General features: G+C 34.7%; 17 protein-coding genes. 10 read left to right on the forward strand and 7 right to left on the reverse strand.

Features of this window, described 5'->3' with window-relative positions:
- The first annotated feature begins 15 nt into the window (after window positions 1-15).
- The 4 genes from HM984_RS02470 (at window position 16) to bglX (ending at window position 4,831) form a co-directional block, all read left to right on the forward strand.
- Window positions 16-897: an AraC family transcriptional regulator gene (locus HM984_RS02470; RefSeq protein WP_179347988.1), complete on the forward strand. Its 882-nt coding sequence runs from the start codon at window positions 16-18 to the stop codon at window positions 895-897.
- 177 nt (window positions 898-1,074) lie between these two features.
- Window positions 1,075-2,103, forward strand: coding sequence for an SGNH/GDSL hydrolase family protein (locus HM984_RS02475; RefSeq protein WP_179347989.1), 1,029 nt, complete (start codon window positions 1,075-1,077; stop codon window positions 2,101-2,103).
- A gap of 240 nt (window positions 2,104-2,343) precedes the next feature.
- On the forward strand, window positions 2,344-2,535 hold the full coding sequence (locus HM984_RS02480) for a hypothetical protein (RefSeq protein ID WP_179347990.1): 192 nt from the start codon (window positions 2,344-2,346) through the stop codon (window positions 2,533-2,535).
- A gap of 10 nt (window positions 2,536-2,545) precedes the next feature.
- Window positions 2,546-4,831, forward strand: a complete 2,286-nt coding sequence (gene bglX / locus HM984_RS02485) for a beta-glucosidase BglX (protein ID WP_179347991.1) — start codon at window positions 2,546-2,548, stop codon at window positions 4,829-4,831.
- A 1-nt stretch (window position 4,832) separates the two neighbouring features.
- Here bglX and HM984_RS02490 read toward each other — a convergent pair whose 3' ends face one another.
- From HM984_RS02490 to HM984_RS02520, 7 genes are read right to left on the reverse strand one after another with little or no spacing between them, the layout of a single operon-like run.
- Window positions 4,833-6,962 carry a glycoside hydrolase family 9 protein gene (locus HM984_RS02490; protein ID WP_179347992.1) on the reverse strand — a complete coding sequence of 710 codons (2,130 nt, stop codon included), beginning with the start codon at window positions 6,960-6,962 and terminating at the stop codon, window positions 4,833-4,835.
- A 23-nt stretch (window positions 6,963-6,985) separates the two neighbouring features.
- Entirely contained in the window at window positions 6,986-8,317 is a 1,332-nt protein-coding gene (locus HM984_RS02495; protein ID WP_179347993.1) for a glycoside hydrolase 5 family protein, read from the reverse strand.
- 7 nt (window positions 8,318-8,324) lie between these two features.
- A complete protein-coding gene (locus tag HM984_RS02500; protein WP_115807877.1) occupies window positions 8,325-9,860 on the reverse strand; it encodes a glycosyl hydrolase in 1,536 nt (511 codons plus the stop codon).
- Window positions 9,857-11,044 (reverse strand): AGE family epimerase/isomerase, encoded by a 1,188-nt coding sequence (locus tag HM984_RS02505; RefSeq protein WP_179347994.1) that lies wholly within the window; start codon window positions 11,042-11,044, stop codon window positions 9,857-9,859. Before HM984_RS02505 ends, HM984_RS02500 begins: the two co-directional genes overlap by 4 nt.
- Window positions 11,044-12,210 carry a glycoside hydrolase family 130 protein gene (locus tag HM984_RS02510; protein ID WP_115807875.1) on the reverse strand — a complete coding sequence of 389 codons (1,167 nt, stop codon included), beginning with the start codon at window positions 12,208-12,210 and terminating at the stop codon, window positions 11,044-11,046. The genes HM984_RS02505 and HM984_RS02510 overlap by 1 nt, the downstream gene beginning before the upstream one ends.
- Window positions 12,211-12,234: 24 nt before the next feature.
- On the reverse strand, window positions 12,235-14,070 hold the full coding sequence (locus tag HM984_RS02515) for a sodium:solute symporter family protein (protein ID WP_179347995.1): 1,836 nt from the start codon (window positions 14,068-14,070) through the stop codon (window positions 12,235-12,237).
- A gap of 5 nt (window positions 14,071-14,075) precedes the next feature.
- A complete protein-coding gene (locus HM984_RS02520) occupies window positions 14,076-15,191 on the reverse strand; it encodes a glycoside hydrolase family 26 protein (protein ID WP_179347996.1) in 1,116 nt (371 codons plus the stop codon).
- 189 nt (window positions 15,192-15,380) lie between these two features.
- On the opposite strand from HM984_RS02520, the gene HM984_RS02525 reads away from it, so the two are divergent.
- The 6 genes from HM984_RS02525 to HM984_RS02550 all read left to right on the forward strand — a co-directional run bounded on the left by HM984_RS02525 (window position 15,381) and on the right by HM984_RS02550 (window position 25,848).
- Window positions 15,381-16,259, forward strand: coding sequence for an AraC family transcriptional regulator (locus HM984_RS02525; RefSeq protein WP_115807872.1), 879 nt, complete (start codon window positions 15,381-15,383; stop codon window positions 16,257-16,259).
- Between the two features lie 296 nt (window positions 16,260-16,555).
- Complete coding sequence (locus HM984_RS02530; RefSeq protein ID WP_179347997.1) at window positions 16,556-19,732, forward strand: SusC/RagA family TonB-linked outer membrane protein; 3,177 nt, start codon at window positions 16,556-16,558, stop codon at window positions 19,730-19,732.
- A gap of 13 nt (window positions 19,733-19,745) precedes the next feature.
- A complete protein-coding gene (locus HM984_RS02535; protein ID WP_179347998.1) occupies window positions 19,746-21,320 on the forward strand; it encodes a RagB/SusD family nutrient uptake outer membrane protein in 1,575 nt (524 codons plus the stop codon).
- Between the two features lie 17 nt (window positions 21,321-21,337).
- Window positions 21,338-22,423 carry a hypothetical protein gene (locus HM984_RS02540; protein ID WP_115807869.1) on the forward strand — a complete coding sequence of 362 codons (1,086 nt, stop codon included), beginning with the start codon at window positions 21,338-21,340 and terminating at the stop codon, window positions 22,421-22,423.
- A 50-nt stretch (window positions 22,424-22,473) separates the two neighbouring features.
- On the forward strand, window positions 22,474-24,957 hold the full coding sequence (locus tag HM984_RS02545) for a glycan-binding surface protein (RefSeq protein WP_179347999.1): 2,484 nt from the start codon (window positions 22,474-22,476) through the stop codon (window positions 24,955-24,957).
- Window positions 24,958-25,215: 258 nt separating this feature from the next.
- On the forward strand, window positions 25,216-25,848 hold the full coding sequence (locus HM984_RS02550) for a Pr6Pr family membrane protein (protein ID WP_179348000.1): 633 nt from the start codon (window positions 25,216-25,218) through the stop codon (window positions 25,846-25,848).
- The last annotated feature ends 17 nt before the right edge of the window (window positions 25,849-25,865 follow it).

Below are 25,865 nucleotides of genomic sequence, written 5' to 3' on the forward strand. Positions count from 1 at the left end.
AAAACTACAGGTAAAATGAGCGAAAATATTAATCGAGAAATAACCCAATTAAAATCAGATGATGTTTTTTTAATCATCGATAGGGTGAAGCAAAAGTTTGATTTTCCTATTCACTTTCATCCAGAATATGAACTGAATTTTATTCTAAACGGAAAAGGTATACGTCGTGTAGTAGGGACTTCGATGGAAGAAATTGATGATATAGAATTAGTTTTAATGGGTCCCAATTTAGAACATGGCTGGGAAACGCATAACTGCAAAAGCAAAAGTATTTATGAAATAACAATTCAATTTCATGAAGATTTGTTCAATAGTAAATTACTCTCTTTAAAAAATTTCAAACCTATACAAGACTTGTTTACAAAGTCTAAACATGGTGTGCTTTTCGATGGTAACACAGCGATGAAGTTAATGCCAAGAATAAAAGAATTATCAGCTACAGATGGAGTCACAGATTTTATTAAACTCTTAAAGTTACTCGAAGAACTTGCAGATTCTAAAAGCCAAAGGTTGTTGTCATCTAATGTGGTACGAGATAGTGAGTATGACAATAGTGATCGGATTAAAAAAGTTCAAGAATTTATAAGACAAAATTATTCGCGTAAAATTTCACTGAAAGAAATATCTACTTTGGTGAATATGAGTCAGAGTTCGTTTAATAGATTTATTAAAAAACGTACAGGAAAAACGTTTATTGAATATATGAACGACAAAAGAATTAGTCATGCCATAAAATTACTGATTGAAACCGATATGTCTGTTGGAGAAATCGCTTATAAATGTGGATTTAATAGTATCGCTAATTTTAATAGATTTTTTAAAAAATCTAAAAGTGTAACTCCAAGTAAGTTTAAATCAGAATTTAAATCTGTTCAGCGGTTTTGCAAAATTTCTTAGTGTTATTTCCTGCTTCTTAATAGTAAATAGTATTAGAATTTGAAAATTTACGCTTAGAAAAAAAAGTATGTTTACTTTATTTTTACATGTATCTATAAATGTATTCTAGTGCTGAAATTCGGTTTATTTTCTGTTATTTTAATTGTGCTTTTTTCTTGTAAAGAAGCAAAAACACAAATGCTTAAATATCAGCTTTCAAATGAATTGATTAAACATTCAGGTCGAAGTGAAGTGTTGGCAGATCAATCAATAGCCTTAATTGGTTCGGCAGCTTCTGTTGAGTTTAATGTAAAAGGAGATTCCGTAAATATATATCTTCAAACAGAATCTTCAAACCGTAATTATTATGTTGTTTCTGTAAATGATACGTATAAAAAACGTTATAAAATTGAAGGTGATTCTATTCAAAAAATAGCTTTAAAATTACCTAACCTTGAGCAAAATACAATCGGAATTTATAAAGCTACAGAAGCTTTTAATGATAAGATTATATTTCATGGTGTAGATGCAGTAGCGTTATTACCAATTGAAGAAAAACAGTTTAAGATTGAATTTATAGGCGACTCCATAACCTGCGGAGCACTTTCTGATGATTCTGATATGCCATGCAACGAAGGTGAATATCAAGATCAACACAATGCCTATTTGGCTTATGGGCCACAAGTAGCAAAACAACTAAATGCGGATTTTATGGTGAGTTCTGTTTCTGGAATAGGGATGTACCGCAATTGGAATGATGAAAATATTGATGAAGCTATAATGCCTGAGGTTTATGATAATTTGTATTTAAATAAAGACAATTCAAAGCCTTTCAATTTAGAATTTAAGCCAGATGTAGTAAGCATTTGTTTAGGTACAAATGATATGTCTGATGGCGATGGTGTTAAAGATCGGCTGCCATTCAATAATGAAAAATTCACGAATAACTATATCAAATTTATAGAAAGCATTTATAAGCGCTATCCCAAAACACAAGTTGCTTTATTAAGTAGTCCTATGCTCAACGGTGAGAAACAGCAATTATTAGTGTCATGCTTAAAGGACGTGCAGGAGCATTTTAAAATAAAAAGCGATAAGGATATAGCATTATTTCAGTTTGAAGAGATATATCCAAACGGTTGTAATGCGCATCCAAGTATAGAAGAGCATAAAACTATAGCTAATGTGTTAGAACCATTTTTTAAATCAGTATTAGTTAAGGAATAGTATGTATTCAGCTTCAGTAAATAGATATGAGGATATATCTCCTACAAATGATATTCAACCAAAAAATAAAAAATCAGTAGGACAAAGATTAGCAAATATAGCTTTGAAGAAACAGTATCAAGCCATAGATAGTCTTGTTGAACATCCGGAGTTAGAACACAACACATTGTTTATAATAAAGAAAATGTAGTTATTCATTTTAAAAATGCAGATGGTCTTTTTATAAAAGGAACAGCCTCTTTGTTCGAGATAGCAGGAGAAGATAATGTGTTTTATCCTGCAAAAACCAAATTAAAAGGGAGTACGATAATAGTATATTCTAACCAAGTGAAACAGCCTCAAAAAGTGAGGTTTGCATGGGGAAACGCCTTGCAGTCTAATGTATTTAATGAGGCAGGATTGCCAGCATCTAGTTTTGCTACTGAAAAATAAATTTTAAACCATGAACACGACTAAACACACGATAATTTTTGCTTTAACGCTATTTGTATTCGCAAATTGTAAGGCCCAAAATAATATGAAGATGACAAAAAATACAACTATAGAAAACAAAATAGATTCACTATTAAAAATCATGACTATCGAAGAAAAGGTAGGTCAGATGAATCAATATAATGGTTTTTGGGATGTTACAGGTCCTGCTCCAGAAGGAGGTAGCGCCGAACAAAAATATGAACATTTACGAAAAGGTTGGGTCGGATCTATGTTGTCTGTAAGAGGCGTGAAAGAGGTGAGAGCTGTTCAAAAAATAGCAGTAGAGGAAACCCGATTAGGAATTCCTTTAATTATTGGTTTTGATGTTATTCATGGCTATAAAACCTTAAGTCCAATTCCTTTAGCAGAAGCGGCGAGTTGGGATATGGAAGCGATTAAAAAATCGGCAAGTGTAGCGGCTGCAGAAGCGGCAGCATCTGGCATTAACTGGACATTTGGACCAATGGTAGATGTCGGAAGAGATGCACGTTGGGGACGCGTTATGGAAGGAGCAGGTGAAGATCCGTTTTTAGGAAGTAAAATTGCTGTGGCTAGAGTGCATGGGTTTCAGGGAGATGATTTGTCTGCAACGAATACTATTGCCGCTTGTGCTAAGCATTTTGCAGCTTACGGATTTGCAGAAGCGGGTAAAGAATATAATACGGTAGATATAGGAACATCAACGTTGCACAATATGGTTTTTCCACCTTTTAAAGCTGCTGTAGATGCTGGTGTACGTACTTTGATGAATTCATTTAACGAAATAAATGGAGTGCCAGTAACTGGAAGTTCGTATTTGCAACGCGATATTTTAAAAGGTAAATGGGGTTTTGATGGTTATGTTATTTCAGATTGGGCTTCAATTTTTGAAATGATAAGTTGGGGACATGCTAAAGACAAGCGAGAAGCGGCTAAAATTGCAGCAATTGCTGGTTCTGATATGGATATGGAAGGTAATGTTTATGTACAGGAATTAGCACAGCTTGTTAAAGATGGTGTCGTTAAAGAATCTATAGTAGACGATGCTGTAAGACGTATTTTACGTGTGAAATTTGAATTAGGTTTATTTGAAGATCCTTACAGATATTGCGATGAAACAAGAGAGAAAGAAACTATAGGAAATCCGGCACATCATGAAGCTGTTTTGGATATGGCGAAAAAGTCGATTGTTTTATTAAAGAATGAAAATCAACTGTTACCATTAAAAAAAGAAGGTCAAAAAATCGCTTTAATGGGCGATTTAGCTAATGATAAATCGAGTCCTTTGGGAAGTTGGAGAATCGCTTCAGACGATGAAACCGGAGTGTCTGTATTAGAAGGAATGGAAAAGTATACCGGTAATACCTTAACTTATGTTAGAGGTGCTGAGGTGGCTACTGAAAAAACGACATTCCTTAAAGAAATTCAATTCAATACAACAGATACGAGTGGTTTTGCTGAAGCTATAGCGGTCGCAAAAACCGTAGATGTTGTGGTTATGGTTTTAGGTGAATATGGATTTCAAAGTGGGGAAGGGCGAAGTCGTACTGATTTGCAATTACCCGGAGTTCAGCAAGAATTATTAGAAGCTGTTTATGAGGTAAACCCAAACATCGTTTTGGTTTTAAATAATGGACGTCCCTTGGCCATTTCTTGGGCAGACGAACATATTCCAACAATTGTTGAAGCATGGCAATTAGGAACACAAACCGGAAACGCTGTCGCACAAGTTTTATATGGCGACTATAATCCTAGCGGAAAATTACCAATGACTTTTCCTCGTAACGTTGGTCAGGTGCCAATTTATTACAACCATAAAAACACAGGTCGTCCAGTAGATAAGGATGATAACGTATTTTGGTCACACTATTCTGATGTTGAAAAAACTCCACTATATCCTTTCGGACATGGATTAAGTTATACGAGTTTCAGCTATTCGGATTTAGAACTTAACGGTAATACTTTTGCTTTAGAAGATGACGTAAGGGTGAGTGTTAATGTGACTAATACGGGGGAGTTAGATGGAAAAGAAGTGGTTCAATTATACATTAGAGATTTAGTAGGTAGTGTAACACGTCCTGTTAAAGAACTCAAAGGATTTGAATTGGTTGAAATTAAAGCTGGAGAAACCAAAACGATTAGCTTCACTTTGAATAAAGAAACGCTTGGATTCTATAACAATAATGGTGATTTTATTATTGAACCAGGAGATTTTAAAGTCTTTGTAGGAGGAAGTTCTGAAACGGTATTAGAAACCGATTTTGTACTTGAATAAATTAATTTTTAATCAGTTTAAATGTTTTGCTAGAATTCGTCAAACTTACTTTTACAAAGTAAATACCCGAAGTCTTAATGTTTTTTCCAATAGCACAAGAGTTTGAAAAACGACCATTAGAAATAGAGCGTCCTGCTAAGTCATAAATATGATAAGTAGCTGGTTCTTCTGTGGTAATCGTAAATTCATTTTTAAAAGGATTGGGATGTAAGGATATGTTTGAATTATCAGCGACTTCGTTAATAGAAAGCGGTTCTTGTACCCCAACAAACTTAGATAGCAAACGAATATAAGCCACCTGATAATTATTACTGTTTTCAGTGACTTCCCAAGAATTCATTGGCCAAGTTGTATTAAAATCATCATAAGCTTTTTGCTTGGGTTGACCATTGATTCTAGCAACTTGATTAGGATCACAAGTTTGACTGCCGCAACCAGAAGGGCAGCAACCATCCCAATCATAAAATGGATTCGGACCACCTACAACATAACCAGGAGCTGGTCCGTATAGATCATTTTGAACATTATCCCAATCGGTTCCATCACTAAACCAAGTATGGTAAAACTCATTAACACCATGGTCTGCTCCGTAATCATACATGTTAGATAAGTAGCAGAAATTTAATGGGTTTACACCATGAATATAATGAATGTAACGTTCTGCGGCTTTAAAAGCATCCACATTATTAGCGCTATTAATGTCGTAATTAATGTAATCCATAAACATTAGACCTTTTCGAGATTTTGTGCCATTACTTCCCCAAACGTAATCTGTAAGATGAGCGAGATAAGGATCTGTTTCATTGGTTAGCGCACCAAAATTAGCTGCAGTGTTCATTGCATTTTCATACGTGGTTTTAATTGCCGATACAATTGTTGGGTTTGCCGAGGGAATTTTAGTGTAATACAATAATGTTTCTTGACTTTCTTGTTCAAAAGGATAAGCGTAATTCCATAATATTAAATGCATGTTTTGGTAATTGTTATCAATAAATGTTTTGTAGTCGGTGTTTAGCGTTGCTTCATATAAATGTATGGCAGCTCTCATTTTATAAGCAAAACGACCATCGTCATCCGTTTCTTGTTGTCCTGCTCCAATATCCAATGAGTTATAAGCAGAACTATTGTTTTCCCAAATGACATTCGGATTCGCTTCTGCCCAATTCCAAGCATTAATAGCACTTTGTTCTAATGTAGAAGCGTATGTTGTGTTACCTAAATCATTAAAAACTTTAGAGCCAAGCGCAAATGCCACGGCAGAAGCCAAAGTACATGATGTATTTACGGCTCCATATAAGCTTTGTCCGGTTGCTGAAGATGGTGGTGAAGCATGCGATAAATCAACAATACTTATCATTGAGCCATTCGTTTCTTGAAGACGTAATAAATGATCCATTCCCCATTTTATCTCATCAATAATATCTGGTGTACCGTTTCCAGAATGGGGTAGGTTATAATCATCTGTCCAAGCATCGGGTTTTTCTTGATAGGCTTTTAATAAATCAACAATGTAATTGGCCGTCCAAGTGGTGTATTTGTTATAATCACCGGCATCATACCAGCCTCCACTTAAATCTCTTTCAGTTGAAGCATCATTGGGTGAATCCCAGCGTCTTGCTTGGGTATCTTGCAAAGGCCCTAAATGACTTGCTCCATCTGCCCAATTGCTTCCTGCATAAATTGCGTCTTTGGCGTAACCTGCTCTTTGGTAATAAAATGTGCGAACGGCATGTTTTAGAATGTCGGTATAAATGTCTTCAGCTATAACAAAGTCGTATGATTTTAAATTTTTATTGATATCTAGAACATAATATGTCCCTGGAGTTTCAAATGCCGAAAAATCGAACCACCACACACGGTCTCCGGAAGAAGGGTCTTCGATACCTGATTTGTAAGGAACCGTATTTCCGAAAAAAACTTGCGTGTTTGTTGTGGCGTCAACAATAGCATAAGAAAAACTTGGAGCAAAAGATTCTGCTGCATCAAAACCTGAAATAGGATCTCTTAGTATGGCTATTTTTTCTGATGTTGGTCTGTAACCAAATTGATCCACTACAATATATTTAGACTGCGTTTGCGAGCTGATAAAAAAAGGAATGCAAAACATGATGGTGAAAATAGTGACTTTCATAAGCGAATCTTTTTGTTGAACTTTTAACGTGTTGGATATTTAGTTAATAGTAAATTGAATGTCTTAATTAATTCTAATGTTGAAATATCCGATGCAAAAACAGAATTTAGACCTTGTGGTTCTTGTGGTGGGTCTGCAGTAAAATCATCGCCATGTTTCCATTTTCCGTTATTTGGATCTGTAATCGCATAGCCAGCAAATCCCCAAAAATTTAAACCAGCAATAGGACTTAGATTTGTTTTACTTTTTTGAACCTCTTCAAAAATAGCTTTGTAAAATGTATTTCTGTTTTCTATGGACGTTTCAGGTGATAGACTTTCTTTTTCTCTAGGAAATCCAAATTCAGACATCACAATAGGTTTGTTTAGTTTGCTCGCAATTACGACATGTTCATTCATGTATTTTTTAGCATTTATTATAGAAACTTGGGTCGATTCTTCTTCGTTATTAATATCGTACCAACCCCAGTTTTTTGGCCACATGTGCATGGTTAAATAATCGATATTCTCATTTTTATGTAGTCTTTGGTACATGTCTATGTCTTGTAAAAAACCATGTTTTCCTTCGGTTCCTGTAGAAATTAATTGATTCGGAGCTAATTCTTTAATAATCCGTACGGTTTCATTTAACCAACCTGCAAAAGCGTCTTCATGGTCTGGAGTCATTAAAACTCTAGGCTCATTTGCCACTTGCCACGACATAATAGAAGGATCATCTACATACTTAATATTTGTATAAGAATTTGTACGACTAATAATGAACTTTATATGTTTGTAAAAGGCGTCTTTACAGGGCTCACAACTATGAAATTGTTTGGTGTAGTTCATGTATTCATCCCAAGAGTAGGCTTCTAAGAAAGGGTTTGGAACGTCTCCATAGCCATTCCATTTTAAATATTCAGACATGCCGCCAGACCAGATCCAATTGTTATTTAAGTATAGCACAGCATACATATTTCGCTGTCTCATTTCGGCTAATAAAAAATCTAAACCATCAAGTAAATCTTCATTGTAAACCCCTTGTTCTGGCTGTAAAGCAGGATAGACTCTAGAATCACCACCATCTCCTTCTCCGCCGACTAAAATGCGTAGATTGTCAATACCAACAGATTTCATTAAGTCTAATTCTTTGATAAGGCGTTCGCGATCTCCACTTTTTTTAGCTCCTAATAATGTGCCGTACCAATAATTAGCTCCAATAAAATAATAGGGTTGATCTCCTTTTTGAAATTGAGTGCCTTTTACAGTTATAAAATCTGATTTCTCTGGAGTTTCATCAAACACATATTTTTTACTTTTACAAGAAAAAAGAACTGTGATGCAAAGGCTTGTTATTATGAGCTTGAAGTTTTTCATTGTAAATTTATTGAGGTAATTCGTATATATTAGGCAGTTCGTTTTGTAATACAGATCTCGGTTTGTTTACAAATTCTAAAAAGTCAGAAGTGCTAGATTGTCCTGGTGTTGGAGTGCAATAGGTGTCTGTTGTGTTTGTCCAAAACATCATATAGCCTATTTCTACATTATTATCTGATAAGGCATTATAAAGATGGTCAGCGTAAAAGCCTGAAATCGGATTGTTTAGTCCCGGAGTTACAAAAAAGCAAGATTCTGTTAGTGCAGCAATCTTAACGCGATCCTTGGCAAGATCCGTAAGAATTTGAAGTTTTTCATTGGCGCTATCTAATGCCATTTGACCTTGATTATTAAAATCGGTATAATTATCCATACCAAGAATATCAACATATGCATCACCAGGATATCTACTAAGGTATTCGCCGGTTGAGAAAAAACGGCTATCTGGTGAAAAGGCAAAAAGAATATTGTTCACTTGTAATACATCTCTTAAATATGTGACAGTAAATTGCCAAAGTGTTATAAATTCTTGTGGTGTGCAATAGTCTTTTCCCCACCAAAACCAATCTCCATCAAACTCATGGAAAGGTCTAAAAATAAAAGGAACTAAACTTCCATCATTACCAACCATACTATTGGCAACATCTGCTATTTTCTGAAGTTTTTGTTTGTAGTAATCGTGATTTGCTCCATCGGGTAAAATACTAGCAAGTGCATTGTCTTTCTGAAATTGAGTCATTTCGCTTGTGTAAAAATAATCTCCTTCATAGGGTTCTCTCATGTGCCAACAAAAGGTGTTGATCATACCTTTATTGTAGGCTTCTATTGCGTCTGATTTTATAATTTCCTCCTGTTGGTGATACCAGTTAGACGATGTGCCGTCATTATTATCATCAGTAATAAACATAAAATCGGAACCTAATAAACCGGGGTCACTTCCTGTTGTTTTCATAATGTCTGATGGACCTACATTATCATTATAAAAACTATTGAAAGCATCGTGCTGTCCGACGACAAATTTCGTTTTAGAAAGTACTTTTAAATTATAAAATAACGCAATTGTTTCTGGTGTCGCATTCGGATTTACCATGTATAAATACGTCTCATCAGGTGATAGCACAAACGCTTCTGGGAGTTCAGAAAGCGTTACCGTAGCAACATTCGAACTGCCTATGATAACATCGTTATTAGTTGTGTTTAAAGTTATAGTTACTGTTTCGTCACCTTCTGTTATGCTATCATCAATAACAGTCACCGTTATTGATTTGCTCAATGTATTTGCTGGAATGCTTAAGGAATTAGCAATGGTTTGATAATCGGTGCCATTTGTAGCAGTTCCACTAATTGTATAATTAATGGTGGTCGCTGTACTCACTGCGTTTGTTAATGTAAATGTGAATTCTCCGTTAGATGATGGCTCTGAAGCAAAACCAATCGTTGCAGCGATATTTACTAGAATGTCATTTTCGATTTCAGGATCATCTTTAGAACAACTGAGGACGAATAGTCCAAAAAAGAAACTCATTAGTAGTAGTTTTTTCATGTACAGTTGTTGCTTAAAATAATTAATGCTCTAGAGGTATGGTATGGAGCTTTCCACATGCTTACTTTGTCTTCTTCTGTATACGGTTTTCCGTTTTTATCAACTCTAAAATGCCATTCTCCGTTTTTGTGATCGATAATATGCTTTTTAGTAAACTCCCATATTTTTAAGGAGCTATCTATGTATTTTTCGTCTTTTTTGATGTCGTTAGCATATTTTAAACCCACTAAGGCTTCAACCTGTGGCCACCAATGTCTATCTGTGTCTGTGTGATTTGTGCTGAGGTTTTTTTCATTTATAACAGCGCCTTCACTATCAATGGCTTCTTCTAAAAAGGTGTTAGCAACTTGTATTGCTGTCGCTTTGACGTCTTCTAATAATGCATCATCATTTAAAACTTTTGCGGCTTCGATAACTAACCAAGCGGTTTCAATATCATGTCCGTAGGAAACCGTATTGCTTAGTAAATTCCAGTTTTTATCAAAAAACAAGTCGTAGTGATTGTTGCTATTTAGAAATTTATTTTGGAAGAGGTTTACTAATGTTTTTAAGGAATCCTTTAAATTGTCATCATCATATATTTTAAGCAACGATGTGTAAGCTTCTAAAATATGTAGATGCGTATTCATTGTTTTTTCGGCATTCATATCTTTATCACTTAATCGCATATCTTCAATAGGACTCCAATCTTCATTAAAGGCTTCTAAATATCCTGATTGTTCATCTTTAGCATGTTTTTCTATAAGGTCGAACAGTTCAATAGCCCAATCCTTAGCGGCTTCATTTTTTGAAAGAATATAGTATTCTGACAAGGCATAAATAGAGAAAGCTTGCGCATAGACTTGCTTGCGTTTGTTAATAGGGTTTCCTAAATAATCCAATTCCCAGAACACACCTTTTGAAGAGGTATCGTTAAAATGAGTTTTTAGATAATTGTAAGCTCTATCACAAATGTCGTTATACGTTTCCGTTTGAAAATGATTGGATACTGCTGAAAAACTCCAAAGAATTCTCGTGTTTAGTATGATGCCTTTTGAGGCCTCAGGAATAACAATATTGAAATGATTAATCTGACCAAAAAATCCACCATTCTTTTCGTCCAATGTGTTTTTAGACCAATACTCTAGAATATTGCCGAGCTCAGTTTTACATTCGTTTTGAAGCTGTTGGTAGGGTTTAGACATTAATACAATCCTTTATTGTTATCAATTAAATTTACGATGGTGTCTACAGAACTTGCTGAGGTGTAGCCGTCTTTTGGTGAGTTTGTTACATAATCAACCAACAAATCGACAGACGATACAGCGACATGCATTCTTGTGTCAGAAGAGGCGTAGTATATATAAACAGTGCCATCGTTATCTTCTATCCATCCATTAGAAAACAACACGTTAGATACATCACCCAAACGTTCTTTATTAAGAGGCGCCATAAAATGACCTGCGGGTTGGTGTATCACTTTTGATATATCGTTAAGGTCGGTCATAAACATGTATAAGGTGTAGCGTAAACCGGCAGCTGTATTTCTAACTCCATGAGCCAAATGCAACCATCCTTTTTCTGTTTTTATTGGAGCAGGACCCAAGCCGTTTTTGAGCTCAAATACAGTGTGATAGATTTTATTATTTATTATTTTTTCATTCTGAACTTCAGGATTCATCATATCATCGATAAATCCTAGACCTATTCCTCCTCCATTTCCGACACTAATAAATCCATCTTGCGGTCGTGTATATATCGCATATTTTCTATTGATAAATTCTGGATGCAATACCACATTACGTTGTTGTCCTGTAGTTGAAATTAAATCAGGAAGCCGTTCCCAATTAATTAAGTCTTTAGTTCTTACGATTCCGGCATTAGCAATTGCAGAACTTGTATCTTCTGAAGGAGCATTTGGGTCTTTACGTTCTGTACAAAAGATGCCGTAAATCCAACCATCTTCATGTTGAATCAATCTCATGTCATACACGTTCGTATCTGGTATTTCGGTTTGAGGAATGACACAAGGTTTGTCCCAGAACTCGAAACCATCTATACCATTATCGCTTTGGGCAATGGCAAAAAATGATTTTCTATCGTTGCCTTCTACACGGACGCAAATAATATATTTTTCATTCCATTTTAGAGCTCCTGCATTAAATGTAGCGTTAAAGCCTATGCGTTCTATGCCATTAGGATTAGTTTCAGAATTCAAATCATATCGCCAATGAATTGGGATATGGCTTGCGGTGACTATTGGATATTTATATCTGGTATAAATGCCATTAGATAGTTTAGCTGGTTTGTTTTTTCTACGCACTGTTTTAGCGTAATGCTTTTTTGCCTTATCGATAGTGTTGATGCTCATAACTATAGTTTGGTTTTTATAAGGTTAATCGAGTTTTTGATTTAAATTGTTCCACCAGAATTTCTTCAGTAGAATGATACATACTATTAATACCGCTATAGAAATATAGACCGGAGTTTCTTGTCTGAAAATAAGATACATTGGTAAAATTACTAATGCCGTTTGGGCAACTATACCTATAGCGACATTGAACATGTCTCTTCCGAAATCAGTATTCTTTTTGAAGTTTGGATTTTCAGCTGCTAGTTGATCGTGCACCGGTTTCCAAAATCCCCAAGGACGTACATTTTTATAAAATTCTTTTAATACTTCAGCTTCAGTTGGAGGAGCAGAGAAGGTTCCGATTATACTTCCAATTAAAGAAACAATTAGTAATACAGGAAATAAGTATAAGGCATTTACATCTGGAAATAGTTGCGGTACTATTGCAGCAGCGAGTAATCCTGCGACCATGCCCCAGAAAAAGCCTTCACCGTTAAATCTCCACCAATGCCATTTTAAAATATTGGCGCCAACATAACTTCCGTATAAAACGGATACAATAATGTTTAATATGGCATTTACATTTTCTGCGAAAAAACCAAGAACAATACTGATAATAACCACAATGATACCTGTGATATAGTTCATGTTTTTTATTTGATTTTGAGACGCATCAGGTTTTGTGTATTTTAAATAAATATCATTAACCAAATAAGCTTGAGCAGCGTTTAATGTGCCAGCAAAAGTGGACATAAATGCCGCAATTAATCCTGCTAATAATAAGCCTAATAAGCCAACAGGTACAAATTCTTTAATAGCTGTTGGTAGAATGAGTTCAAAATCGATATGCCCAGCGGCATTTAATAAATCTAGCTTGTCATAATAGATTAAAGCTAAGGCTGCAAAACCAGCAATCATTAAATAGCGAATTGGCATTAAAATTACGGATACAAACCCACTCATTTTTGAAGCTTCAACGGGATTTTTAGTCGATAGAATTTTCTGCATATCGTATGTTGGAGCAGGGCCAGCGACACTTACAAGCACTCCTTTAAATAACATCATAAATAAGAAGTAAGTGAAGATGCCGTAACCATCACTTTTTATTTTATCTGTGACTTCAGGGATGATATTACTCCAGTCTAAATCTAACCCTCCAACAAACGGGTTCATCCAGTCTTTTGGCACGTCAACTCCAAATTCTCCCACAGCTTGCCACCCTAAATAGCCTATAACTAAGGCTGAAATTGTCATAATTCCGAATTGAACAACATCTGCCCAAACAATTCCGGACATGCCTCCCAATAAAGAATAAAACACAGCAAACAACGTGAATATGGTGCCATAAAAATGCGGGACATATTCTAGTGGAATAGAAAAAGGAACATAATTACTTACTAATTCCCATGGTACAAAGATTTCAACAAATTTCCCTAAACCAATAAAACCATAAGCTAAATAGCCCAAGCACACTACTAATGCAAAAACGACGACAATAATGTGAGATAATTTTGCTCCTTTTCCGAAACCGAAACGTGTACCTATCCATTCAGCACCTGTTGTAGCATTAGATCTACGTAGCCATTTAGATAAATAAACCATTAAAAATATTTGGTTAAATACGGGCCATAACCATGGAACCCAAGCGCTTTTTATCCCATAAACAAACATTAGTGTCACCAGCCAAATTGTTCCTGATATGTCAAACATACCAGAGGCGTTAGAGAGCCCTAATAAATACCAAGGAATAGATTTTCCGCCCAATAAATAATCATCCTTACTTTGTTGTGCTTTTTTACGGAGTACCAAGCCAATGATAATAATTGTGACTAAGTATAAAGCGATAATTAGGATGTCAATTGTGTGTAGTAATTGCATGTGAATTATGGGTTTATAAGATTTATGTCTTTTAAAAACAATGTTTTAGGTAGTGCCTTAAATTTCTTAAAATCGAGTTCGTTAACGTGTCCTTTGTAAGGCATGTAATGGTGTTTTTCGTCATGATTTCTCCAAAATAAAATCCAACTAATTCCAGAATCTTTAATACTTGGGTACAAAACCTCAGTAAACCAATTACTAGTTGGAACCTTTTCTAGTCCAGTTTCTGTAAACGCAAACAATTTATCTTTTTGAGTTGCATAAGATTTAACAATGGCCAAATCATTAACAACTGAATTTACGTACTCTTCAGTATTGTTGAAATCGTAAATATCGGATCCTAAAATATCAACATAATCATCGCCAGGGTAATAGGTCATATAATTATCCTCTGGGTTTAGTTTATTGGGTGAGTAGGTATATAATAGGTTGTGAACTTGGTGTTTGTCTCTTAAGAGTTGGACTGTTTGATGCCATAATTTTTTATATTCTGTAGTTGTGCAATGGCCTTTTCCCCACCAAAACCAAGAGCCGTTCATTTCATGAAAAGGTCTAAATATTATTGGGATTTTTGTGTCATTATATTTTAAAGATTTAAAGAAGCTGGCTAATCTTCCGATCCAAAGTTCATATTTCTCTCTATGGGTTCCTCCTTCTAAAATTTGTGCTACTGCAGGTGTTTGGTCCCAAGAATCTCCACCAGATACAGGGTTGTCGGAGTGCCAACTAATTGTAATAATGCCTCCTTTTTTATGGGCATCTATAATTAGGTTTCTCATTAAATTAAATGGGACGCTATCTAAGTTTACGTCCGATCCTTTTTCTATCCAACCAATGTCAAAACCGTATACAGAGGGTTGGTCTTCGATCATATCAAAAACATCACTTTTTTCAACATCGAGATAATCCGCTTTTTTCCATCCCATGCCATAAGATGTACAATCTTGATGTCCTATAGCAAACCCTTTTTGTGAAATAAGGAATAGTTTTTTTCTTAATAACTGTGAGCTTTCTGATATTTTATCATCAACTAAAGTCGGTTTTTTATAATCGCTCGTATAAATTGACTTGCAGGAAAACATTGTAAACACTAATACTATCGGAATAATTTTTTTAAACATAATAATTTAACGTTTGTAGCATTCTTAAAAAAGAACAATTATATTTTATATTAATTAATATTTTTACATCTTTAATTGTGGAAAATGTAAAAATTACACACTAATTTTAGATATTTCAAATTTAGGGAACCCAGCTTTATATAGTTGGTATTATTTTATCAATTTGTTACATTATTATAAATCTTTATTATGGATATTATTAAAAACACGCATAGAGAAATCACACCATTATCTCCTGAGGATAGTTTTTTAGTCTTCGACAGGGTTAAAGAAGAATTTGATTTCCCTATACATTTTCATCCTGAATATGAGTTGAACTTTATAAGAAATGGTAAAGGAGTAAAAAGAATTATTGGAGATAGTATGGAGGAGATTGGAGATGTTGAATTGGTGTTGGTTGGTCCAAATTTACATCATGGATGGGTAACTCATAACTGTAAGAGTAAATCAATTCATGAAATAACGATTCAGTTTGATGAACATTTATTTGCTTCAGATTTTTTAAGGAGACGAATTATGAAGCCTATAAGGGATATGTTTAATAGATCCGTCCATGGTATTTTATTTTCTAAAAAAACAGCTTTAGAATTACAAGCTAGAATAGCTCAGGTATCGCGATTAGATGGTATGGATTATTTTTTAGAATTAGTTTCAATACTACATGATTTAGCCAATTCTAGGAACCAGCGCTTACTATCGACCTACACAGTATATAGGGAGAATTTTGAGAATAGTGATAAAATAAAAACAGTTTATGAATATATCCAAGGGCATTTTAGTGAAAAAATAACACTATCTCAAGTTTCAGAAATTGTAAATATGAGTAATGTGTCTTTTAATAGGTTTATGAAAAAAAGAACCGGAAAGACATTTGTAGATTATGTTAATGAAGTTCGAATTGGTTATGCTGCGATGTGGTTATTGGAAAAAGATAATAGCATCTCTGAAATTGCATATAATTGCGGTTTTAACAATATCGCAAATTTCAATAGGGTGTTTAAGAAGTTAAAAAAATGCACACCTAGTCAGTACAAAAATGAATTTTCGGGTATAAAAAGAATCCTATGAATTTTCTTCACTAAATGTCTTAGGTGGGGTTGTAAAAGAATTTTTGTTTGCATCTGATATTCTGTCAATAAACGTCGTTAGGTTTTATTGTGATCTGTACAATTTATCTAATTTCATGTATTATTTTATATTGTCGAATATATTTTATTAGTAAATGACAAAATACTATTAACACTACGTTAACAATTCTGTTAATTTTGGAATCATCAATAAATGAACTGTAAAATTATTTATATAATAATTATAAGGTGAAAAAATTGGGAATTAACAATCAACTTCTACTAATATCAATTAATATGCGAAAATTCGATTTTAAAAACATTTGTTGCAGCACTAAATATTGTTATTCATTTTTACTGCTTCTTTTAATGGGGCAATTTGCTATTGCTCAAAACCAAGTAAAAGGAACCGTGTCTGATTCTAATGGAGTAACGCTACTTGGAGTTGCGGTGATAGAAAAAGGAACTACAAATGGAGTTGTAACTGATTTTGATGGTGGCTATGTCATTAATGTTAATGAAAATTCAACCTTAGTATTTAGTTATATAGGGTTTGAAACCAAAGAAGTTTCAGTAAAAAATAAAGAACTCATTAATGTAACTTTAGATGAAAGTGTAGAAGGTTTAGATGAGGTTGTTGTTATTGGTTATGGTTCACAGCGAAAGGAGCAATTAAGTGGTTCTGTGTCTAGTGTAGATACCGAAGCATTAGAGACAATACCGCAAGTTGGTATTGATCAAATGATGCAAGGTAGAGCCGCAGGTGTGAGTATTACTCAGAATTCTGGTCAGCCAGGTAGTGCTGTTTCTGTAAGGATTCGTGGTATCAATACTATAACAGGTTCTAGTGAGCCCTTATATATTATAGATGGTGTGCCAGTGTCTGGGGATTCTAATAATGTGGCTACAAGTGGACGTTCTATTGCAGATAATGGCATTGGTGAGAGCAGTGGTTCAACGGGTGTGAGCCCTTTATCTGCGTTAAATCCTAACGATGTAGAGTCTATTGACATACTTAAAGATGCTTCTGCTACTGCGATTTATGGTTCTAGAGGATCTAATGGAGTTGTGATTATTACAACCAAAAAGGGTAAGAATTCAAAAGGAAAACTTTCATATAATACATTTATAGCAATACAACGTCCTACAAATTTAATTGAGGTTTTAGATTTACCAGGTTATGCAAGATTGCAGAATGAAATAGGAGAAATATATGGCCTTACTCCTAGGGTCGAATTTTTAAACCCTGATCTTTTAGGTCCAGGAACTAATTGGCAAAAGGAGATTTTTAGCGATGCCATGATGCAAAATCATCAAGTGTCTTTTTCTGGTGGCAACGAGGGTATTAATTACTTTTTGTCTACAGGATATGTTGATCAAGAAGGTACTGTCATAGGATCTTCATTTAATCGTATTTCGGTAAGAGCTAATGTAAATGCCAAATTAAATAAGTCCATTAATGTTGGGGTCAGTTTTACAACAAGTAGAACAAATGAAAGCCTAACCTTAAATAACTCAACTAATGGGCTTATTGGTCTTTCTTTATTAAACAATCCTGCAACTGCAGTTTATAATCCTGATGGGTCGTTTGCGGGTCCTGTGACATCTGAAGAAATTGCTTTTGGTATAAGAAATCCGATTGCAGAAGCATTAAGCGTTAAAAATAAATTAACTAGAAATAGAGTATTAGGAAATATTTATAGTGAGTTTAAAATATCGGAGAATTTTACTTATAGATTAGAAATGGGTGGTGATTTCGGGAACAATATTAGTGATAGATTTCAGCCTACATTTAATTATGGAGCGATTGATAGAGGAACAAATAGTTTAAGTATTAGAAATGAAAACACGGATTTTTGGATTGTAAAAAACTTATTGACGTTCAATAAAACCTTTAATGAGAAACATAATTTCACAGTCCTATTGGGGCATGAAGTCCAAGAGTCAATTTGGCAAGGTGTAATTTCTCAAGATGGAGATTTTGTAAGTAATGATGTTCCAGTTTTAGGAACTGGAGATGCTAATGATTTTACAGATCAATACAAAGGAAGCGCAGCGTTAGAATCTTACTTTGGTAGATTAATCTATTCATTAGATAATAAATATAATGTTACAGCATCTTTAAGGGCTGATGGTTCTTCAAAATTTGCTGAAGGTAATAAATGGGGATATTTCCCTTCTGTTTCAGCCGCCTGGAGATTGTCTAACGAAAGTTTTATGGATGGTGTCACTGCTGTAGAAAACATAAAACTATATGGAGGTTATGGTGAAGTAGGGAATCAAAATATTCCAAATTTCGCTTATGGTGCACGATTAAATACAATTTCAACAGGTACAGGAACAGGGTTCGAATATGCGAATTTTGCAAACGAGGATTTAACCTGGGAATCTTCTACACAAACTAACTTTGGTTTAAATTTTACATTATTTAATTCACGATTAAACACAACTGTAGAAGTTTATAAGAAAATTTCAAAAGATTTTCTTTACCAACTTGCAGTCACCGATTTTATTACTGGAGGTAATTCGCCAGGAGCAATAACTCCTCCATGGGTTAACTTAGGTGAAATGCAAAATACAGGTGTTGATGTTACTTTAAGTTACAAAACAGATGCGAAAAATTTTAACTGGAATTCTTCATTAACAGTATCGCATTATAAAAATAGAGTGAATGAGCTTTTAGGTGATCTAACAATAAATGGGGATTTGTCTTTAGATAATTCTAATCAAAATATTACAATAACTCAAGTTGGTCAACCTATTGGTTTATTCTATGGCTATCAGGTTGAAGGGATTTTTAGAACTCTAGATGATATTAATGGAGCTCCAGTTCAATTTGGAAGACCTTATGAAGATGCTTTATTTGGGTCAACATGGCTAGGTGATGTAAAGTATAAAGATATAAGTGGCCCAGACGGTGTGCCTGATGGAATTATAGATGGAGATGATAGAACAATTATTGGAAACCCACACCCAGATTTTACATTTGGTTTTCAAAATTCATTCTCTTATAAAAGCTTTGATTTATCCGTATTTATGCAAGGGTCTTATGGTAATGATATCTTCAATGCTATTGGACGCTCATTAACCGCAGGAAATAGAACTTATACAAACCAAGTGGCTTCAGTGTTAGATTACTGGTCTGTTGATAACCCGAATTCAGGTTCACCGAGATTAGCAAGAAATGACACGCCAAACATTAATATATCGGATAGGTACATAGAAGATGGTTCATATTTAAGAATACAAAATGTAACTATAGGTTACACGCTTCCAAGCAAATTTTCTGAAGAGATAGGTTTGAGTAAGTTAAAACTATATGGAAGTATTCAAAACCTTTACACATTTACTAATTATTCTGGTTACGATCCAGAAGTAGGCGCATACAACCAAAATGCACTTTTATTAGGGGTGGATAATGGGCGTTACCCATCACCAAGAACATTTACGTTAGGAATCAATGTTGAATTTTAAAAACCAAGATATAATGAATAATTTATTACGAACTAAGTTTTTACTGACATTGGCAGTATTGTTACTTCTGCCATCATGTACTACGGAATTTTTAGATAGACCACCAGAAGATTCGTATAACGTAGTAGACTTCTATCAAACAGAAGAGCAAGTTAATTCGGGGACGAATCACTTGTATTCTAAGCCTTGGTTTAACTTTATCTCTAATGTTTCTTGGTGTATTGGTGAGTTAAGTTCAGGGAATGGCCGTACGTGGGATCCAAGGAATGCTGACTTTACTAATTTTGCAATAACAGGAGAGCACGGAACCTTAACTCAGGCATGGGAATCATTGTATGCTGTAGTTGCTCAGGCAAACTCAGTAATAAATACAATGCCAGAATTTGTACATCCAGATATTTCGCAAGATGTCGTTAATAACGCTATTGGCGAAGCGCGTTTTATCCGTGCCACTGCCTATTTTTATCTTGTCCGAATTTTTGGTCCAATTCCTATTATCGCAGATAATAATCTATACGTTTTAGAGCCTGTAGTTCCTAGAAACCCAGAATCTGATGTCTATGAGTTTATTAAAAGAGACTTACAGTTTGCTGTAGATAATTGTTATGAAAAAATTAGAGGTGGAAGTTATGACTTAAATGCAAAAGTTTCTAGCGGTACAGCTAAGGCAATGTTAGCGAAGATTTATTTGTACGAGCAAGATTATACTAAAGCATTTCAACTCTCTCAAGAGGTTATAACTTCTGGTGAATTTAAATTATATGGTGGTGATGCAGAAGATGGAGATCCTTCAGGAAGTTATTATGATTTGTTTTTAACTGCAAATGATAATAATCCAGAATCAATCTTTGCATTGCAATGGTCAACATCTGGTCAATATGCAGAAGGAAACGGTTTACAATCGCTTTTTGCACAAGCAGGAGTTACTGGTTTTGCGGATGGTTGGGCTGCAATTGGTCCTTCAATAGATTTGCAAGAAGCTTACGAAGACACAACACAAGATTTACGTTATTACGCTACAATTATGGATCCTGGTTCTTATTATGACGACTTAAATGGAGGTTATGCGGTGTCACCAACAGTTAATCATCAAGGGACTAATGTTGGAATAAAAAAATACGTTGTTGGTAATGCTGCGACTAATGGAGGTGGAGGTCAACAGAGCTATCCAAACAATACTTATATTCTTAGGTATGGCGAATTATTATTAATTAACGCGGAAGCTGCAGTTATGGGAGGTGGTTCAAGTGCATACGGTACAGCGTCTCTTAATAAGGTGCGAAGACGTGCTGGTTTAGGAAACATAGATAACCCAACAATAGACGATGTTTTTCAAGAAAGACGTATTGAGTTAGCTTTTGAGTTTGAGTTTTGGTATGATGTTGTAAGACGTGGGCCTGCCTTTGCAATAAACTATTTAGGCAATACAGAAAGAGGAGCTTTTAATAATGATACAACGCCTCCTACAATTAATTCTGAAATGTTTAGTCCTACAATGGACGATATGTTATTTCCATATCCAACAAACGAGACTCAAAATAACCCAGCGCTTCAACAGCCTCCAGTGCCTTATAATTTTGGAGAATAAATATAAAAAAGAAGATTATGAAAAAAAATAATTTCACATTGAGCAACATAGCTACTTTCTTTTTAATGGTGTTAATGATATTTCAGTTAACATCTTGCGAAAACGAATTTCAAAAGGATTCTATTCCAGAAGCAACTGCTCCTCCTATTATTCATAGTGTAAGCGAAGCTAGAGAAGACGTCCCTGTAACACAAGGTGTTTTGCAAGGAACATACATTATAAGAGGCGAAAATTTGGCATCGTTATTTTCTATAGACTTTAACGGTTTTCCCGCAGGATTTAATCCAGCACTTTTAACAGATAATATTGCTTTTGTAAGCGTGCCTTTAGACGCACCTTACATAAATCAAACAAATATTTTGCGATTAGAAAATTTAAAAGGAGTTACTGAATATGATTTTTCTTTATTAACTATTGAAGGATTCACTGAAGAGACAGTTGATGGTGTAAAGGTTGTTAAGCTTCAGGGTGGTGACTTTACGGATACGTCTACGGTAACCTTTGTGTCAGGATCTGAAGAAAATGGAAACTTAATAGAAGCCCCAGCAACAATTTTATCTATTAGCCAAACGGAAGTTGTGGTAGAAGTGCCATCGGGTATAGAACAAGCTTTTATTTATTTAGCTACGAGTAGAGGTGCTGTTGCACAATCAGATTCATACGGGTTTAGTTACTCTATTTATATTGATGCTTTACATTCAGATTGGACGACAAGTGAATGGGGAGGAACACATGACTTGGCGTCTTCTGAAGTCGCTTTAGGTGAATTCTCTATTAAAAGTACGAGAGAAGCCTGGTCTGGACTGTCTTTCTTAGTACCAAATATTCCATTTGATGAATATGATGCCCTCACAGTTTCTGTATACGGAACAGGTGCAGTAGGTGATAAAGTGCAAATTGCTTTAAATGATTTTGATGGAGCACAAACAGTACAGCCTATAGAACTTATACCAGGAGTATGGAATAAAGTGGTGATTCCTTTATCCGATTTTTATCCAAATGGTGGTGCGCCAGACACAATATTTAGAATGGATTTTCAAGAAGCATCTAATACAGGATTAGCAGAATACATTTTTTATATAGATGATTTTGGTTTTCTATAGTAGAAATTAATCAAGTGGAGTTTAAAAACTAATTATTAAAAATATTTGTAATGAAAATATCTAAAAACTTTTATATCTCTTTGCTTGTTGTCTTTACATGCTTTTACTCTTGTAAAGAGGATGACGATATATTCCAATCAACAAGTAGTCCTAAAAATATTTCAGAAATTGTATCCGAACGACAGAGTTTGTCTGTGCTTGCTGATGCATTAGCTCAGGTGCGTTTAGATTCTACTCTAAGTAGTACAACTACTTATACGGTTTTTGCGCCAAACAATTCAGCTTTTAGTGATTCAAGCATAACGTCATTAACAAATGAAGCATTAGAGAATGTGTTGTTAAATCATGTATTAAGTACAGTTACAGCTGATTTTACAGGTGGAATGGAAACGGGTTATTTAACGACTTTAGCAACTGGTCCAGATGATAATAATATTAGTTTTTATACAAATACAGAAGGTGATCTTATATTTAATGGAGTAGCTTCATTGGTAGATAACGGGTTCGACTTAGGGGCGACCAATGGAGTTATTCATACTGTAGATGCTGTTTTAATGCCGCCAACAGTTGTAGATCATGTTATGGCAAATCCTGATTATTCTAGTTTAGCAAGTGCCATTGCATTATCTGGATTAAGTGAAACATTGTCAATATCAGATCCTGAAAACGAAAATTATCCTTATACTTTATTTGCTCCTAATAATATAGCATTCGAAGCCTTAATAGCTCAAGTTAATGGTGCTTTTGGATGGGTGTCTTTAAGTGATATTCCAGAAGCGGTATTACAACAAATTATACTATATCATGTCGTTTCTGGTGCTAACACACGTTCTTCAGAGGTTGATGGTACAACGCAGACTTCCATGCAAGGAGATTCATTTTCCATTAGCGGAACACTAATAGATGATGCCACTTATAATGATGCAGAAATTGTTCTTGTAGATATTCAAGGAGTAAATGGTGTAGTGCATGGTGTTGATAAAGTCTTATTACCAGAAGATGTTTTTCAAAGCATATTAAGTGCAACCTTAAATATTGTTGAGAGATCTAATGATAGAGGTTTTACAACCTTTATAGAGGCGGTAGAAAAAGTGGGTCTTACAAATAGTTTGTCTACGGATGAGTTAACTGCTTTTGCACCTAATAATGATGCTTTTGTAGGGCTATTTGCAGCAATAAATAATTTTGAAACTTTAGCAGATTTTGATACACCTGAAGAATTAACGGTATTAACCGATTTAATAAATTATCATCTTCATGCTGGTAGTTTAATGGCAAGTCAGTTGACGGATGGAGGAACAATATCTACACTATATGGTGATGATATTACCGCAGATTTATCTGGTGATAACGCGAGATTATTACCGTCTTTTGGTGATGCAATTCCATCTACTATTACAATGGCGAATATTGGAGCCAATAATGGTGTTATCCATGAGATTAACCGCGTTTTAATCCCAGAAGCATTATTAAGTGCTCTTGGTATTGAAACAGGTGAAGGCGGACTATGTCCTGTAGGAGATCCTTCAATGGTATTCTTCGATTGGGATGCAAACGGACCTTGGTGGGGAAATGTTGTTGCAGAAAATACGGCTGCGTTAAGTATTGACGGTAGCTCGTATGGTAGAGCAAATTTCCAAACAGGAGGTGTAGGTTGGCAGGATTTATTTTGGAGAAACGATGCCGGAACTTTTAATGGTGCAGCAGTAGTAGGTAGTAATCTAAGTAGTTATTCGTTAAAATTTGATATGAATGTTATAGAGCCTATGACAGATGGTATGGTGAGAATTAGATTTAATGATGCCGATGGTGTAGATGCCTTTTATGATTGGGCACCTTGGAATGACACCGGTGAGCCTTTTACAACTGACGGATGGGAAACGATTGAAATTCCACTTTCTGTATTAGGTGTTCCAGACTTTAGTTTAGTTGATGCGGAATTCGGAATGGCATTCGAAGGAGCAGATGTGTTGTTAAATTTTGCGATAGATAATGTGCGTTTTGATACACCAGGATGTGGAGGGCCAGATCCTATAGATGATACGTCTTTAGTATTCTTTGATTGGGATGCTAATGGACCATGGTGGGGAAATGTTGTAGCAGAAAATGATGTTTCACTAAGTTTAGATGGTAGCTCTTACGGTAGAGCAAACTTCCAAACAGGTGGTGACGGATGGCAAGATTTGTTCTGGAGAAATGATGCCGGAACTTTTAATGGAGCGTCAACTGTAGGTTCTAATTTATCGGGTTACTCCTTAAAATTTGATATCAATACGTTAGAGCCATTAACAGCAGGTATGTTTAGAATTAGATTTAATGATGCTGATGGAGTCGACGCCTTTTATGATTGGGCACCATGGAATGATACAGGCGAGGCATTTGATTCAGAAGGTTGGACAACCGTTTCTATACCTTGTTCAATACTAGGCGTGCCAGATTTTAGTCTCGTTGATGCAGAATTTGGAATGGCATTTGAAGGCGCAGATGTATTATTAAATTTTGCGATAGATAATGTCCGTTTTGAAGCTTTATAATAATTGATTTTTAGCAAGATTAAGTCCCTGTAATTATTTTTTACAGGGATTTTTTTATGTAATAGAGTATGAAATATTCTAGTTGCTTGCATTCTTTTTGTAAGATTTACTAATGCGTAAAGATTTGAAGGTATACCAACACGTAATTAATAGCTCTAAAACATTCTAATTCATTTTGTTTTAATATTGAATAATTTGATAGGAAGCATTAATAGTTTAATTTTGACCTACAATATTTAAATGCTTAAAAATCTTAAGATGACTGCCTTAGTGAACTTCACTCAAAAAAAGATATGGAATGTCGTAGGTGCTTTGGTTGGCTGGTTTGCAGTTGTTGGACAATTAGTGTTAATTATCATCAACAGACAAACAGATCTTTTTGAAACCATTATTAGGTTTTTTAGCTATTTCACTATTTTAACGAATACGCTAGTTGCGCTTTATTTTACATCCCAAATCTCAACTATTAGAGCGCTAAAATTTCTAAAAAATAATGCTTCATTAACGGCCATTACAGGTTTCATCCTTATTGTCGGTCTGGTTTATCAAATTGTTTTGCGTTCCATTTGGCAACCTTCAGGTTTTCAAATGGTAATTGATGAGCTTTTACACACTGTTATCCCAATGTATGTGCTTGTATATTGGTTTATGTTTATAATATTTGAAGATTTAAAACCACGACTGCTTTTTTCATGGCTTTTATACCCTTTAATTTATTTTATAGTCATAATGTTTAGAGGAAGTTTTTCAGACTTTTATCCGTATCCATTTGTTGACGCTACAAGTATTGGGTATACAAAGGTGTTCGGTAATTTCTTGGTGTTGAGTGTTGTTGTTATGATATTACTCAGTATTTTATACCTATTAGCTCGATTTTTTAAAAAACAATAATCATAAAAATTATAGTA

This window comes from Winogradskyella pacifica, from assembly GCF_013403915.1.
GTDB lineage: Bacteria > Bacteroidota > Bacteroidia > Flavobacteriales > Flavobacteriaceae > Winogradskyella > Winogradskyella pacifica.